Annotated in this window: 10 protein-coding genes; 2 read left to right on the forward strand and 8 right to left on the reverse strand. The window is 60.4% G+C overall.

Going from position 1 to position 15,178, the window contains the following annotated elements:
* Positions 1-264: 264 nt before the first annotated feature.
* The gene (locus tag BMZ17_RS20095; protein WP_175485700.1) at positions 265-1,569 is read right to left on the reverse strand and encodes a carbohydrate porin; all 1,305 of its coding nucleotides are present in this window, start codon (positions 1,567-1,569) and stop codon (positions 265-267) included.
* 143 nt (positions 1,570-1,712) lie between these two features.
* Entirely contained in the window at positions 1,713-4,220 is a 2,508-nt protein-coding gene (locus BMZ17_RS20100) for a membrane-bound PQQ-dependent dehydrogenase, glucose/quinate/shikimate family (protein ID WP_254775485.1), read from the reverse strand.
* A 331-nt stretch (positions 4,221-4,551) separates the two neighbouring features.
* On the opposite strand from BMZ17_RS20100, the gene BMZ17_RS20105 reads away from it, so the two are divergent.
* Entirely contained in the window at positions 4,552-5,484 is a 933-nt protein-coding gene (locus tag BMZ17_RS20105) for a LysR family transcriptional regulator (RefSeq protein WP_175485701.1), read from the forward strand.
* A 9-nt stretch (positions 5,485-5,493) separates the two neighbouring features.
* Here the strand turns inward: BMZ17_RS20105 and BMZ17_RS20110 are convergent, their stop codons facing one another.
* The 6 genes from BMZ17_RS20110 to BMZ17_RS20135 form a co-directional block, all read right to left on the reverse strand.
* Positions 5,494-6,543: a LacI family DNA-binding transcriptional regulator gene (locus BMZ17_RS20110; RefSeq protein ID WP_093144156.1), complete on the reverse strand. Its 1,050-nt coding sequence runs from the start codon at positions 6,541-6,543 to the stop codon at positions 5,494-5,496.
* A 381-nt stretch (positions 6,544-6,924) separates the two neighbouring features.
* A complete protein-coding gene (locus tag BMZ17_RS20115) occupies positions 6,925-8,499 on the reverse strand; it encodes an MFS transporter (protein WP_093144159.1) in 1,575 nt (524 codons plus the stop codon).
* A 2-nt stretch (positions 8,500-8,501) separates the two neighbouring features.
* The gene (locus tag BMZ17_RS20120) at positions 8,502-9,671 is read right to left on the reverse strand and encodes an HlyD/EmrA/EmrK family protein (protein WP_093144161.1); all 1,170 of its coding nucleotides are present in this window, start codon (positions 9,669-9,671) and stop codon (positions 8,502-8,504) included.
* Entirely contained in the window at positions 9,661-11,175 is a 1,515-nt protein-coding gene (locus BMZ17_RS20125) for an efflux transporter outer membrane subunit (RefSeq protein ID WP_093144164.1), read from the reverse strand. Before BMZ17_RS20125 ends, BMZ17_RS20120 begins: the two co-directional genes overlap by 11 nt.
* A 24-nt stretch (positions 11,176-11,199) precedes the next feature.
* Entirely contained in the window at positions 11,200-12,651 is a 1,452-nt protein-coding gene (locus BMZ17_RS20130; protein ID WP_093144166.1) for an aldehyde dehydrogenase, read from the reverse strand.
* A gap of 32 nt (positions 12,652-12,683) precedes the next feature.
* On the reverse strand, positions 12,684-13,823 hold the full coding sequence (locus tag BMZ17_RS20135) for an NAD(P)-dependent alcohol dehydrogenase (RefSeq protein WP_093144168.1): 1,140 nt from the start codon (positions 13,821-13,823) through the stop codon (positions 12,684-12,686).
* A gap of 169 nt (positions 13,824-13,992) precedes the next feature.
* Here BMZ17_RS20135 and BMZ17_RS20140 point away from each other — a divergent pair, with 169 nt between their 5' ends.
* Positions 13,993-14,940 (forward strand): LysR family transcriptional regulator, encoded by a 948-nt coding sequence (locus BMZ17_RS20140; RefSeq protein WP_093144170.1) that lies wholly within the window; start codon positions 13,993-13,995, stop codon positions 14,938-14,940.
* The last annotated feature ends 238 nt before the right edge of the window (positions 14,941-15,178 follow it).

A 15,178-nucleotide genomic window follows, 5' to 3' on the forward strand; every position in this document is an offset into this window, starting at 1 on the left:
CGATTCCGCCGTGGATGATTCCGAGGGCAAACGCGCACTGAATCAGCGAGCGCCCCGTAGGGGGCCGACTACGCAATAATCGTTAGAACCCTATCGAAATTGTGACATTTCAAGGCGAAAAATTCACCCTTCGTTGAATGAAACATGGCATTGCACGCAGCGCTGCAAATGCGCGTGCACCCTTCACGCGCTAGTTCATCTGGATGTGAGGCTGGGCCGTTTGGCTAGCCCAGCGTGCCGTCTCCCGACTGACGGAGCGGCACGTTAGAAGTTGACGATCGTCCTAAGGCCGAGCACCACCACGCTTGCGTGATCCGAGTCGCCGCCCGGATCGACCACGTACTGGATGTTGGGGCTGATGCTCAGGGATGGGATGGGTGACCACGCGTAGTGAATCTCTGCCGTCTTCTCATAGCCACCGCCAACCACGATCGTATCTGCTCCATGCTCCAGGTTGTACAACCTGGCGTACTCAGCGTAATAACTGCTGGACTGCGTGGCGGCCATTGCGAAGCCGAAGACGTCGTTGCTTCGACCGAACGCGCCCGCGACCTGCACGCCCATCGACAACTGCCCGCTGGTCTGCGAAGTCGCATGATCGGACTTGGTCAGATTGAGGAACAGCGTCGTACTTCCTCCTCCTGCAATCTGGTGCACCTGCTGCTTGAAGGCAATGTAGCCACCATAGCTATTGGTGTGGTGCATCGGCACGCCGCCGTCGGTGGCCAACAGTCCATGATCTTGGTTGCGCACCAGGTCATTGCCACCGCCTGTGGTGACCCACGCTCCAATCTTGTACAGACCATCTAGCCCATTCCAATTGGGCGTCCAGCCGAATTCTAGTGGTATCAAAGCCCCTGCCGTGCTACCTGGGTTTTCGATCTTCCAGGCGCTACGCCGCGCCCAACGGGTGTCCCCGTAGACCGGGCTGTCCTGATAAGCACCCAGTTGCAGATAGGTACGGGCCGTGGTGTTCCACCGCGCGCGCGCGGCCCAGACACCGACCGGCGCGCTGTACCAGTAGCCACCATCAATATTGCCTGCCTGTGGCGCGCAGAAGGACAGGTTCTGGAAGTCGCAATCGGCATAGCCGAAATCACCGTTGATCGGCAGCCGCCCCATCTTTAACGAGAAGCGTCCATCAAACATCGTTTTTTCAATCGAGAGTTGGGTAAGCCAGAGCGTTTGCCCCCTTCCGTAGATCTCTTGGACCTGCATGCTGGTGCCCAGCTTGGCATCCTGATCGACCGTCCTGCCAAGCCGTTGAGTGTATGCAACCTGGGTGCTCCAGCCACTCCAGCCAACGAACCTTTCTAGATCCACTGTTGCTCCAGCGACGACCTGGCCGGCGCTGCGCGTCAGGTCACGATCACCACCACTGAAGTTGTGCGCCACTTCATTGACCCAGTTGAACTGGAACTTGACCCCGCGGTTCTCTAGGTCTGCGCGTGCGCCGCCCCAGTCTCCCAGCAGGTAAGGCGAGGTCTCAAGGTCCCAGGCCATCGCACGGCCGGACATGGCCAGCAGCGCCGCTGCCAGAACCGTTGGCAACAATCTGTATGTGTTCATTGGGGAGTCTTCAAAAATTGAAAGGCAAAAAAAGGGCGCGTCTCCTGTAGGACAGTTCAGACGCGCCCGCTTTTTTGGTCGTGCCGGACCACAGGCCTGGCGCGTCATCCCGACGCGCCAGGCGGTGAAGCCGGACGAAGGTGTTACTTGTCCAGGGTGTATGCCACCAGATAGTCAGCCGTAGGCGTGCCCATCATGTGGTGACCGCCGGCCATCTGCAGTACGTACTGCTTACCCTTGTACTCATAGGTCATGGGCGTGGCCTGGCCACCGGCGGGCAACACGTCCTTCCACACCACCTTGCCAGTGGACATGTCGATCGCGCGCAGCAGGTTGTCGGTGGCCGCTGCAATGAAGACTAGTCCACCGGCAGTGATCATGGGACCACCATTGTTGGGAGTACCGATTTCCATCGGCATGCCGGTGGCGATGTTGAACGGGCCGTTGGCGCGGGCCGTGCCCAGCGGACGCTCCCACAAGGTCTTGCGGGTATGCATGTCGATGGCCACGATCTTGCCGTAAGGCGGCTCATTGCACAGCATGTTGGTCAACGGCAGCATCAATGGGATGGTCTCGATGCCGTAAGGCGTGTCTTCCTGGGCGCCGTTGCCCTCTACGCCTGGACCGTTCGGGTTGAACTTGGGATTGTCCATCGCGTAGATGCCCTTAGCCTCGAGTTCGGCACGGGGCACCAGACGCTCACGCAGCGGAGTATTGCTGTAGTTGCCGACCATGATCCCGCGCGCCGGATCGTAGGCCACGCTGCCCCAGTCGTTGCCGCCGTTGTAGCCTGGGAACACCAGCCAGTGATCGCCCACGCCCGGCGGAGTGAACTCACCGACATAACGGGTATTGCGGAACTTGATGCGGCAGTACAGCTGATCCAGCGGGGTGATGCCCCACATGGTTTTTTCGGTCAGGTCAGGAGCACTCATGCGCGGCATGTCGACCGACCACGGTTGGGTCGGCGCACGCGGATCGCCAGGCACGTTGCCTGCCGGAGCAGGACGCTCTTCGACCTTGGTCAGTGACTTGCCGGTTGCGCGGTCGAGGATGAAGGTCTGGCCGCGCTTGGTCGGCACAATCATCGCCGGAACAATTTTGCCGCTCTGGTCCGGGTAATCCAGCAACGTGACCTGCGAGCCCATGTCGTAGTCCCAGGCGTCCTTGTGGACCGTCTGGTAGACCCAACGCGGATTGCCGGTCTGCACATCCAGCGCCACCACCGAAGTGGATACGGCATTTTCTTCCGGGGTGCGCATGGCCGTGTAGTAGTCCACCGTGGAGTTACCCATCGGCAGATAGACCAGGCCCATCTTTGCGTCGGCGGTCAGCGTGGTCCAGGAGTTCGGCGTGCCCTTGCTGTAGGACTCGCCCGGGCCGGGTTCGCCACGGTCATTGGGCCGGTTGACGTCCCACGCCCAGCGGAAAGCACCAGTTTCAGCATCCCAGCCGCGAATCACGCCAGACGGTGCCCAGCGGCGCTGGCCGTCCATGACCTGGTGGTTTTCGATGATCACACCATTGACGACCGGCGGAGGTGAGGTCATGGCAGCCATGCCCGGCACCGTCTTGCCCAGACCGGCGAACAGGTCCACGCGTCCGTTGTTGCCAAACTGCGGGCAGGCCTTGCCTGTCTCGGCATCCACCGCGATCAACTTCATGTTGAGCGTGCCTTCAAGGATGCGCGTGTGGCACACCTCACCGGCAGGGGTCTGTGTGGACTGGTAATAGGTAACGCCACGACATGCGGCGGTGTAGGGAATATCACCCTCGACCACGCCGGATTTGTAGCGCCAGACTTCTTTGCCCGTCGCCGGGTCCAGGCGCAGGATGTCGTTGGTGGCGGTGCACATATAGATGGCATCGCCGACCTTGATAGGCGTGGTTTGAGGCGCCCACTTATTGTGCGCCGGGTCCTTCGGCAGGTCTCCGGTGCGCATGACCCATGCGCGCTTGAGTCCACTCACGTTGCTAGCGTCAATCTGCTTGAGCGGGCTGTAGCGGGTGGCGTGGCTGTCGCGACCATAGTGCGACCAATCGCCATCGGGGAGGCCAGCATCGATATCCGAATCGGCGCCGGCAATGGGGCTGTTCGGCAGAGGGCCAGTGGGTGCGACATAGCCGTGGGTGACGAACGACAGACCGAAGAAGGTCGCGAAGATCGCCACGCCCGCGCCGGTGTAGCCCAGCGATACCTTCCGCGACGTGCGACGGTCAAGGTTGGGAAGCACCAGACTCAAGATCAGGCCCAGCACGGTCAGCAGGCTTAGGCGCGGAATCCAGCCCCAGTAGTCGGCGCCAGTTTCCCAGATCGTCCATAGGATGGTGGCCGCATACAGCGCCCCGAAACACCACGCGCCGGAAGTGCGATAGCGCCACAACTGGACGGCCGAGGCCAGCAGCAACATGGCGGCAAGGACGTAGTACCAAGATCCGCCGGCAGCGATGAGCATGCCGCCGCCAATGAAGAACCAGATTGATAAAAAAAGAATCAAGACGGCCAACGGGCGTACAAGCCACGTCGACCATGCTTTACGAGGTTGTTCCAAAGACATTTCAATCTCCACAATGTTGCTGGAAGCGTAATGGCGGCAAACGGAGTGACGGCCGGGGCCACCCGAAGTGGCCCAGGAAATCTCGTCAGTCACGCGGATGTGCGCCTGTTCGATTGACCTAGCGCCCTGCCCGGCAGCTCGCACCCAGGCATTTGACGCGTATCCATCAAGCGATATTCTTCGCCTCGTCCCTTATCTCGTCCAAGACCAAAACTGCCTTGGAACTATTCCTTTTTAGTTATAGCGGGGCCAGGCGGAGATCCGGCGCCGCAGCCGATGCGCCCAAAGCTCGTCCAGCGACTTGTATCGTGGCCGCGCAGCGACGCATTGCCTATGATGTGCACTTATTCCCACACACCGCCGCCAACAGCAGTGGGCGCCAATGTCGGTTCGGCGGCATGCCTTCTTGCAAGCGGGTCGACCCATGATCGAGTTGAAACAGCTTCGCAAGTTCGTTGTCGTCGCAGAACAGCGCAACTTCACTCGTGCCGCGGAGCTCTTGCACGTTGCACAGCCGGCGCTCAGCAAGCAGATTGCGCGTCTGGAAGATCAGCTTGAGGCCCTTCTTTTCCATCGTGACGCACGCCCACTTCAGCTCACTAAGGCAGGAAGGCGACTCTACGATGAGGCAGTCATCCTCTTGGAGCGTGCCGATCGAATGCAGGAGTCAGTAAAAAAGATCGCTCGCGACCATCGCAGGGTCGTGACGGTCGGCTTTTCGCCGACTATCGTCTACGGCGGAATCTCGGAAATCATCAAACGCATTGGACTTGCCATGCCGCAATTCGAGGTGCGCTGGCAGGAAATGCTCTCGGCTGATCAAGCCGACGCACTTCGCAAGGGCACCATCGACATTTCCTTCGGAAGGTCAGACTTGGTCGAACGGGACATCGTTAAAGTGCTGACACGCGACGAACGATTGTTCATTGCGCTTCCGCGTGAAGATGGCTTGGCCAAGTCCGACGAGCCAATGTCCATCGGCATGCTGGAAGGGCATGACCTGATCGTCTATCCGGTTGGCGCGACCACCGACGGATTCGCCAACAAAACACTCTCCATGTTTCGCGCCTTCGGAGTAGCCCCTCCCCAAGTGCATGAGGTCAAGGAGATCGATACCGCATTGGCCTTTGTGGCAGCGGGCGTAGGCGTCTGCCTGATTCCTGCGACGTCGCGCCACCTCAGACCCGATATTGTTTATCGCCTGGCAGATCCGGATGCAACGCTGCCGGTCTTCATGTGTTTTCGAACCCAGGAAGATCAGGTGCTCGTCGACTCGATGAGGGTGATCGTGCGTAACTTCTTGCGAGAGGGCCACGAATCACTCGACCCCGCCTACAACGTGTTCTACGAGGTCTAGAGCGCCCTCTCAGCTGTCCTGCTGGGCGTGAAACAGTCCACTGAACTGGCCCAGGTTTTCCTTCGTCACGATATGAAACCTGGTAGGGGGCACCGGCACTGCGGGCAGCTCGCTGCATTGCTGGAGAATGATGCGGATGGCATTGGAGGCCTGCGTCGTCTCGTCCTGGTCTACGACAAGCGACAGCACGCCCTCCTCCAGCATCTCGGCGTGCTCTTCGTCCAGACCAAATCCCGCCCAGACAGGAAGATGATGTCCTGCCTTGGTGCGCAGCGCGTCCAGGATGCCCTGCGAACCTCCACCAGTGTTGTAGAGGCCCACGATATCGCCATGCTTGGCAAGGTCCCGGCTCAACGCTTGCCGCCCCACCCTCGCAATGCCCCGTGTCAGAACAGGCGCCATCAGTTCCAAGTGCGGGGCCAGCTCGCCGGCCGCCTGGCGGAATCCCTCGTAGCGATCATGATGTAGCCGCTCTTCCAAGTTAGGGACAGCAATCCAGACCTTTCCAGAGCGGTGAATGAACTGTCCCATGAGCCCGGCGAGCGTGCGTGCAGCCTTGAGGCTATCGATCCCCGCAAAGTGCGCACCGTCGACCACGGGCCTGGCGGCTGCGAGCGCAACAACAGGACATCCACCCTCAATAAGCACAGACAACTCACGGGAAATAGCCTCCTCATCCCGCTCCAGGATGATCAATCCACGACGCCGCTTCGATTTCCTTCTCAAAAATGCGATCAGCTTGGGGGTTTCGTCAGTGGTGAACTGATGGAGATTGATGTCTAACGGCACCCTGAAGCGTTCAGACTCGACCGAAAGCGCTCGTCGAAACGCCTCGATTCCGGGCAAAGACTCCGCGGGCAGCACGACATCAATCTGGAGGCTTGAACGACTGACGGTTGGCAGGACCCTTGGCACACCGAGCTCGCGAGCGGCGGCAATGACCTTGAGTCTAAGCTTGTAGGAGACACCCGCCCTGCCATTGAGCACGCGATCGACGGTGCTCGCGCTGACCCCCGCATGGAGCGCGATATCGCAGAAGTTTGATTTCTTGTCTTTCATAAGGGTCGCTGGCGATAAGCGCTAGTCAATCGAGAAGAGAGCGATTGGTCTTCAACGGCAACGCCGCCAAAGCCCTCGGTCATGTTCGTTCAAGAAGGCGGCCTGCCCGACCGATGCTCACCGTGGAGCCGTGAAAACCTTGGGAGTCTGCAGAAACTCCATCCCTGGACTACTCATGCCCGCGACGGGACCAATGAGTGTATGGACATCAAACGTGTTGTAAAGCGCACTACACGCTGTTCACGAGTGCAAAGCCGCGCCAGCACTGTTGCAATGCGCATTCAAAACTTCCAGCGACAAATGTTGAATCAGATTTAGCACTAATCCTCGCCGCCAATAATGCCATAGGCATGGCCCCAAGCGGGCCACGCCAGAACATCGTCATTCTGTCGACGCCGCGCGCAGCGGAGCATGCGCACGGTCCCGCCACGCGCCAAGCCAGCGCAGCGTGACGCGCAGGATCATCGCCAGCACGATACCAGCGCCTAAGAGGCTGACTGCCTTGAAGTATTCAATGCCGGCAAGCAAGGTTGCTTGGCGCGCAACCTCCTGCCCAAGGCTGGCCAGTGCCACACGGCTGGCGTTGGCATCAGCGCCGTTGCCTGACACAACCGTTCCAATGGCCTGTAGATATTCCATGTAAGGCGTCGAACCGGGATAAATACGAACGGCAATATGGTCGTACTGCACCGTCGAGCGCCACTGCAGGACAAGCGTCGCCAGTGCGGTTCCCAATGCAGTAGCGATCTGGGCGAGCATGGTTTTGAGCTGATAGCCATGGGCGAACAAGTGGTCCTTGCCCTGCATGTCCCGAAAGGTGTGCAGCGCTGCCGTTGCAAGGGTCAGGATGACGAAGCTCCCGTTGAGCAGTAGCGCGGGCAACACCGAGGTCTGGACGTCCGAGGCCGGGGATACTCGCGTCATCTGGAAGGCGAAGATGGCAAGGCAGCTCATTCCGGTGATGAGATACTTAGGCAGCGCTGGCGACTTGGGCAGCAACCTGGTCATGACCATCCAGGTCAGCAGCGCCGCTGCCAACCCTGCTCCTTGGACCATTCCCGTAGTCTCCCAAGAAAAGCCGAGACCACGCTGCAGGAATACCGGGATCATGTAGTTGTTGGCGCCAAGCAGCACATAGCCTGTCGCGAACAGCGCCATGCCGGCAAGATATCGTCGTGAGACCAGCTCTCGTATCTTGAGCAGCGGCGCATGGTGGCGGTACTGCAGATGGACGAACGTGTAGATGCCAACGGCCGAAAGTGCGATGAACGCAATCAGGATCCAAGTGTCGCTGTAGAAGTCGTAGTAGGTACGCTGCAGCAGATACAACATGAAGAATGTACTGGAGGCAAGGAGCAGAACCCTCCCTCCCCCCCCCTGGCTGTGCAGGACTTCGGGAGGCACATGCGCCGGCACCGCGAGCGCGGCAAGCAAGCTTCCCACGATCATCACCACGCACAGCAGATAGAAGATGAGGGAGCGATCACTGCTGGTGATCACCAGCGCAGCCAACAGCGGCGCCAACGCCATGCCAAATCCCAGCCCGCTGGCAAAGACCTTGATGCCAGTGAAACGGCCAGGCCCCGGCGGCTTGAAATTGACCAGCAAACGCGCGGAAGTCATCAGCCCTCCGCCGCCAAGACCCATCAAGACCCGGCCAATGGCAAATGGAGCAAGTCGATCTCCATGGGCGCACATCAGCGCGCCCAGGCAGAAGAGCAATGTCGTGGCCGCTAGGTAAGAGCGCCAGCCAATCCGTTCGATCACCCATTGCTGCTTTGCAATGGCCACTACGGCTACGCAGGCATACAGCGAGGCAATGACACTGAATTCCTCGGGTCCGGCACCGATCTCGCCCATGATCGGGCCTGCGCCGAAAGCAATCATGCCCGACTGTAGGAACTCGACTGCGTTGAGCAGGAAGATCGCAGGAAGCAATGCGCGTGGACGTGACATGGTCAGAGCGCTGCAGGGTCCTGGTCGGTCGCCGATCCGCTGTTCTTCTTGACGATCGACTGGACAAGCGCGTCGGCGTCATGCAGCTCCTGCTCGAAAGCGGTCGTGCCAAGGCCGCGGGTCGTAGATACCGGAGTGACAGAATGATCGGTATAACCCTTGGTATCGACGCTGGCGTGTACAGACAGCCCGATCTGCAGCGGATGGCGCTTGAGATCTGCAGGATCCAGCTCGATGCGCACCGGAACGCGCTGGGTGACTTTGATCCAATTACCGGTCGCATTCTGCGCGGGAAGCAGCGAGAACGCGCTTCCCGTACCTGCGTTGAGCCCACTGACCTTGCCATGCAGGATCACACCTCCGCCGAGTAGATCGGTGGTCAAGGTCACCGACTGACCCACCCGGATATGTTGCAGCTGCGACTCCTTGAAATTGGCGTCCACCCAGATCTGGTCCAGAGGCACGATCGACATCAGCGACGCGCCAGGGGCGATGTGCTGGCCCACCTGGACGGTACGTCGGCTCACCATGCCCGATACCGGAGCCGGCACGGTCGTGCGATGCAGGGCAATGAAGGCGTCCTTGACCCGGCTACTGGCGGCCAGCACGTCCGGGTGGGTGGAAACCGTCAGGCCATCGGTCATCGCCAAGCGTTGCTGGAGCTGTTGACTGCTTGCCTCCAGCGCCTCGCGCGCATTGTTCAGTACGTCCTGCGTGTGTTGCATTTCCTCACCGGAAACCGCACCGCTATCGGCGACCTGCGCGCGTCGATGCTGGTCCTCGCGCGCCTTGGTCAGATCGTTTTGTCGCTGCCGCACTTCGGCGCGCAGCTGGTCAGCCTGATGGAACTGCACCCGGGCCTGGCGCGTTGCTGTGGCCAGGGCTGCTTCCGCCCTTTCCAACTCAACCTGATAGTCGACGGGGTTGAGCTTGACCAGGGACTGCCCGGCTTTGACAGCGTTGGTGTCATCAGCGCCGATGGAGACCACCGTGCCTCCAATCTGGGAGGTCACCTGCACGATGTTGCCTTGAACGTAGGCATCCTGGGTCCGTTCCAGTCCTGCTGTGCTGATGAAATATATGGCGAGGCAGACCAGCACCACGACAAGCAGGGCCGCCCAGATCAGGAAGCGCTTTTGGGACAACAAGGAAGGAGAGGGTTCAGTGGCCATGGGCTTTGGAAGATGAAGGAGTGGAGCCAACGGCCGTAGATGGGTCGGATGTGGCACTTGGTGTTGCTGCAGGCAGCTGCCCGCCGCCGAGCGCTCGATGCAGGCCCGCGTCCAATGACAAAGCGCGCGCCTGAAGGTCGACTAGTGCTCGCTCCTGCTGCAGCACCGCCGATTCGGCGATCAAGACCTGCACCTGGCTGGACAATCCCACTGCGTAACGGCGCTTGGCAAGGTCCAGCGCCTGGTCGGCCGTGGCCACTGCGTCCTGCTGCTGGGCCATGCGCTCGCGCAGCCACCGCAACGAGGTCAGCTGGTCTGCGACGTCACGAAAGGCGCCAAGTACAGTACTGTTGTAGGTCTCCACTGCTGCGTCGTAGTTGGCGTTTTGCAGCGCTAGACCTGCGCGAAGGCGCCCACCTTCGAAGATGGGCAGGTTGATTGCCGGACCGATGCCGAAGACTCGGTTACCAATGTCGGTTACGTCATCCAGGCCCCGACTCTGCAGGCCCATCGATCCGACCAGGTTGATGTTGGGATAAAAGCTTGCCTTGGCTACTTCAATATCGTGCCCGGCTGCTTCAACCCGCCAGCGTTGAGCCACCACGTCAGGTCGGTTTCCAACCAGTTCGGCGGGGACTACGCTTGGCAGCGCCACTTGTTGCGGTCGCTTCATTGTCGGCCGGGTGAGGGCCCCCAGACTTCCGGCCGGCGCGCCGGTCAGCATCGCCAGTTCGTTGCACAGCAGTTCGCGACGCTCCTTGAGCGCGGCGATGGATGATCGGCGTACGGGGATCTGTGACTGTGCCAGCTTAAGGTCGACCTGCGAATCTAGCCCCACCCTCACCCGGTTCGCCGTCAGCGAAAGGATGTCCAGCTGCCGGTCGAGCTGACGTTGCTCGACATCCACCTGATCATCGGTGTTCTGCAGGGCGATGTAGCCCTGAACCACCGATGTGATCAGGATCAGGCGTGCAGCAGCCTGATCGACTTCCACCGCATGCTGGCGGCCAACTGCACCCGCCAGCGCAGCGCGGTTTTTCCCCCAGAAATCCAGCTCGTACTGCACACCTAGGCCAACCTGGGTCACGTAGTCCCAGGTTCCGGCCACAGGAGGCGGAGTGGTGCCGTGATCACTGAAGCGCTGTCGCATCATGCTGCCAGTGCCATCGATCCGCGGCTCCAGCGAGGCACCCGCCAGTCCACTGACTGCAGTGGCTTGATCAACCCTTGCCTGTGCCAATTGCAGGCTGGGATTTCCAACAAGCGCCCGCTCGACCAGCGCGTCAAGCTGGGAATCATTGAAGGACTTGAACCAATCCGCCGTGGGCCAGGCTGCCGAAGACAGCACCACGCCGGCCGGCAATTCGACATTGGCATGCCCCTCGAGTTGGAGCAGGTGCGACTTGGTGGTCAGGCCGCCGGTGCTACAGGCGGCCACAGACAACGCCAGGAACGAAATAACAAGGCTGCGCACGGGGCGCAGCCGTTGACGAATGAAATTCATGTTGAAGCGCGGACGCACCCGTGATCAGAACGGATACGGCTGGGCCGGGTCCTCCAAGGTAATCCACTTGATCTCGGTGAATTCATCGATCACCGCGCGCCCGTCGAAACGGCCATAGCCGCTATTCTTCATGCCGCCATACGGCGCCTGCGCCTCGTTCTGCACCGTGGCTCCATTGACGTGCACGCAACCGAACTGCAGCTGAGAAGCGACCTTCATTGCGCGATTGATGTTGCTACTGAAGACCGCCGACGAGAGACCATAATCGGTGTCGTTGGCGACCTTGATGGCCTCCTCGTCACCGTGGACCCGCACGATCGTGGTGATCGGTCCGAAGGTCTCTTCGTCATAGATCACCATGCCAGGCTTGACGTGATCGATGATCGTTGCGGGCATGCTGGCACCTTGGGCCTTGTGCCCCGCGACGACGACCGCCCCTTTGTTCACCGCATCCAGGAGCATCTCGTTGAGACGCTCACCCGAGGAGGCGCTGACCATTGGCCCGATGACGGTACCCGGATTGTCGCGCGGGTCGTTTGCGACCAGCGCCTTGGCACGTTCAGCGAATCGGCTGACGAAGGCGTCTGCGATCTTATCGTCGACGACGAAGCGCTCGGTCGACATGCAGATCTGGCCTTGGTAGAGGAATGCCCCGAAGATCGCGGCATTCACAGCCCCGTCCAGGTCCGCATCATCCAGCACCACGAACGGAGCCTTGCCGCCCAGCTCGAGCAGGCTGCGCTTGAGATAGCGCGCCGACGTCTCGGCAATAATGCGACCCACGCGCGTGGAGCCGGTGAAGTTCACACGACGTACGGCCGGATGTGCGATCAGCGCCTCGGTGACCTCGCCCGCCTCACTTGGCGCGGAAGTAATGAAGTTCAGCACACCCGGCGGCAGGCCTGCGGCGTTGACGCACTCGACCAGCAGCTCGTGGGTCCGGGGGCTGCTTTCCGAGGCCTTGAAGATCACCGGGTTGCCGCAGACCAGCGGATATGCAATGGCGCGCGCGCCCAGAAGCACAGGGCCATTCCAAGGCACAATGCTCAGCACAACCCCTGCGGCCTGGCGAATGGTCATCGACAGCGTGCCGGGCTTGTCAGTGGGGATGGTTTCGCCTTGGATCTGCGTGGCAAGGCCAGCGGCCTCTCGGAACAGCGCAGCAGAACCGCGAACGTTGAAAGTGGCCCACAGCGCTGAGGCCCCTACTTCGGCGGCCATCACCTCGCAGAACTCCGGGATCTTTTCCTCTAGCAGGTCGGCTGCCTTAAGCAGGATGGCTCGACGCGTGGATGGCCCGGTCACAGACCACGCAGCGAAAGCAGCACCAGCAGAATCGGCAGCGGCGATGGCATCGCGTACCGTTGCCGCCGCTCCAGTGGTAACCACCTCGTTAGTGACCGGGTGACGTCGTTCGAATGTCGCGCCGCCATTGGCCTGGCAGGCGACGTTATCGATGTGCAATTTGGTTTTCATGGCTTTTTTCCGTGAAGCGAATCTGGATGGGGTCAGGCAGCTGCGGGGAAGCGCAGGATCGGCTTGATCGTGATGCCGCTTTCGCTGTCTGCCATGGCCTGGTTGAGCTGTTCGAAGTCGTAGAACTTGACCAGCCTGTCAAAGGGAAACCTGCCTTGGCGATAGAGCTCGACAAGCTCGGGAATGAAGGTGCGTGAGACCACGTCACCCTGGACGATGCCGATGATGCGACGGCCCGGAATCATTACGTCGTTGACGTTGAACGAGGCCTCGGTGCCTTCACGGGTCGCGCCGACGATGCCGCAGCTGCCCAGGATGCCGAGACTGTCGATGCACTGGCGCAGCACCTCAGGACGGCCACTGCATTCGAGGGTGAAGTCGGCGCCGCCGTTGGTCAGCTCGCGAATTCTCGCGACGGGGTCGGTTTCACGGCTATTGATGACGTGGGTCGCACCCAGCTCGAGAGCCATGGCCAGTCGTTCGGCGTTGATGTCCACCGCGATGATCGTGGTTGCGCCAGCCACCCGAGCCGCCATCACCGCCGCCAGGCCCACAGCACCGGTGCCAAAGGCAACGAACGAGGAACCAGCGTGCACCTTCAGGGCGTTGAGCACTGCACCCGAGCCGGTCTGAATGCCACATCCAAGCGGCCCCAGCAGCTCCAGGGGAACATCCTTGCGAACCTTGACGACATTGAGCTCGCTGACAACCGAGTGGGTGGAGAACGATGACTGTCCGAAGAAATGATCATGAAGCTCACCGCCGTGCGCATCACACGCCGCCGACGTGCCGTCTAGGCGTCCACCGGCGAAGTTGAGCTCACCCATGTGCTGGCAGTGGGCCGGATGGCCGGTCGCACAGGGACCGCACAAGCCGCAGTAGGCATAGGTGATCACCACATGGTCACCGACCTCAATCGTGGTGACATCCGAACCAATCTTCTCCACCACGCCTGCGCCTTCATGGCCCAGGATCATGGGTAGCGCTGTCTGGTAAAGCTGATCGCGCACGACCATGTCGGTGTGACACACACCGGTAGCCACCATCCGGACCAGGACTTCGTTGGCGCGAGGTGCTTCTAGCGAAGCGTCTTCAAACACCAGCGGTGTCTTGGCGACACGAAGAACGGCGGCGCGTATGGGCTTCCGCTCGCTCGAAATCTGTTGGCTCATCTTGATGCTCCTGCAGCCTAAAGGTCGGGGGCCGCCGGACAGCGATACTAGGAACAGCGCGATGGGAAGCGAAACACCGTTTCAGTCCTGTGTATATCAAGACGGTATATAGTAAGAAAGTTAATCGGAAAAAACGCCCCCGAGCCCTCCATCAACGGCATTTTTTGATATGGATTTGAAGCGACTTCGCTACTTTGTCACGGTGGCCCGGCGACGCAGTTTCGTGAAGGCAGCGGAGGAGCTGCACATCTCCCAACCTCCGTTGAGCCAGCGGATTCAAGAACTGGAAATGGAGGTCGGCGCCAAGCTGATCGACCGTGATTCTCGCCCCTTGAGCCTCACTGCCGCCGGTCAGTTGTTGTACGACCAGGCCGTGGAGTTGCTGCAGAGGGCAGAGGCCATGACCGCAAGCATGCAGCGCATGCTCAGCAGTCAACGGCCAACTTTCACCTTCGGTGTGGTCCCGGCTAACTTCCACGGCAGCTTTGCCACGATTATCCGGCTGTTTCGACAGGCCCTGCCGCTGATGACGGTGCGGCTGCTTGAGCTCAACAGCCTGGAACAGATCGACGCATTGCGGGAAGGCCGCATCGATGCTGGCATCAGCCGGGTCGACATCCAGGCTGAAGGCGTGCACCGAATCGTGCTGCGCCATGAACCGATGGTGGCTGCACTGCCAAGCGATCATCCGCTGGCAAACCAGGAGGAAGTCATGTCCCTGGAGGATATCCGGGACGAGCCTTTCCTCATTTACACCAGCCACCCCCGTCCGAGCCTGGCCGATCACGTCCTCTCGCAGCTATCTAAGCGCGGCGTAGAACTGACCAACACGCAAGAAGTAGATCAGTACGATTCGGCGCTGATCATGATCGCCGCGGGATGCGGGGTTTCCATCGTCCCTTCATCAGCTCGCCTGGTAGCAGTCCCCGACGTCACCTATCGTCCCCTCGCCGAGTTGATCACCTCACCGATCGTGCTGTGCCACAGGCAGGACGACCGCTCGACTGAAATTGAGGCTCTGTACTTTGTCATCGCACGTTTTCTAGCCGAGCGCGGCCATGAGGTTCCGCAGGAACTTCTGCGACATCGTGATGAATTGGCACGAGCCGAAAGCTGAAGCTGCAGGATTTGATCGTTGGGCGCAGCGTCGATTGGCGCGCGAAGGACACCATTGATCAGGTTATTGATTGCAAACATGCCCGTAGGCGCCATTGCAATCGATTCGATTCAGATCATGAGCTGGATTGTCAATTTATCTTGTCCGCACGCAGTCCTAGAGTGGCCTCACGCACACTTCCCAACTGACTTGATTGGATTGCACAGACCCTTTTCAGGGTGGATCCAAGGTCAGGGCC

Source organism: Pseudoxanthomonas sp. GM95, from assembly GCF_900109775.1.
Taxonomy (GTDB): domain Bacteria; phylum Pseudomonadota; class Gammaproteobacteria; order Xanthomonadales; family Xanthomonadaceae; genus Pseudoxanthomonas_A.

Coding starts and splice junctions, on each gene's coding strand:
- BMZ17_RS20120 (WP_093144161.1), bottom strand. CDS start 9,671: ATGGCCACTGAACCCTCTCCTTCCTTGTTGTCCCAAAAGCGCTTCCTG.
- BMZ17_RS20110 (WP_093144156.1), bottom strand. CDS start 6,543: ATGAAAGACAAGAAATCAAACTTCTGCGATATCGCGCTCCATGCGGGG.
- BMZ17_RS20135 (WP_093144168.1), bottom strand. CDS start 13,823: ATGAGCCAACAGATTTCGAGCGAGCGGAAGCCCATACGCGCCGCCGTT.
- BMZ17_RS20105 (WP_175485701.1), top strand. CDS start 4,552: ATGATCGAGTTGAAACAGCTTCGCAAGTTCGTTGTCGTCGCAGAACAG.
- BMZ17_RS20140 (WP_093144170.1), top strand. CDS start 13,993: ATGGATTTGAAGCGACTTCGCTACTTTGTCACGGTGGCCCGGCGACGC.
- BMZ17_RS20115 (WP_093144159.1), bottom strand. CDS start 8,499: ATGTCACGTCCACGCGCATTGCTTCCTGCGATCTTCCTGCTCAACGCA.
- BMZ17_RS20125 (WP_093144164.1), bottom strand. CDS start 11,175: ATGAATTTCATTCGTCAACGGCTGCGCCCCGTGCGCAGCCTTGTTATT.
- BMZ17_RS20095 (WP_175485700.1), bottom strand. CDS start 1,569: ATGAACACATACAGATTGTTGCCAACGGTTCTGGCAGCGGCGCTGCTG.
- BMZ17_RS20130 (WP_093144166.1), bottom strand. CDS start 12,651: ATGAAAACCAAATTGCACATCGATAACGTCGCCTGCCAGGCCAATGGC.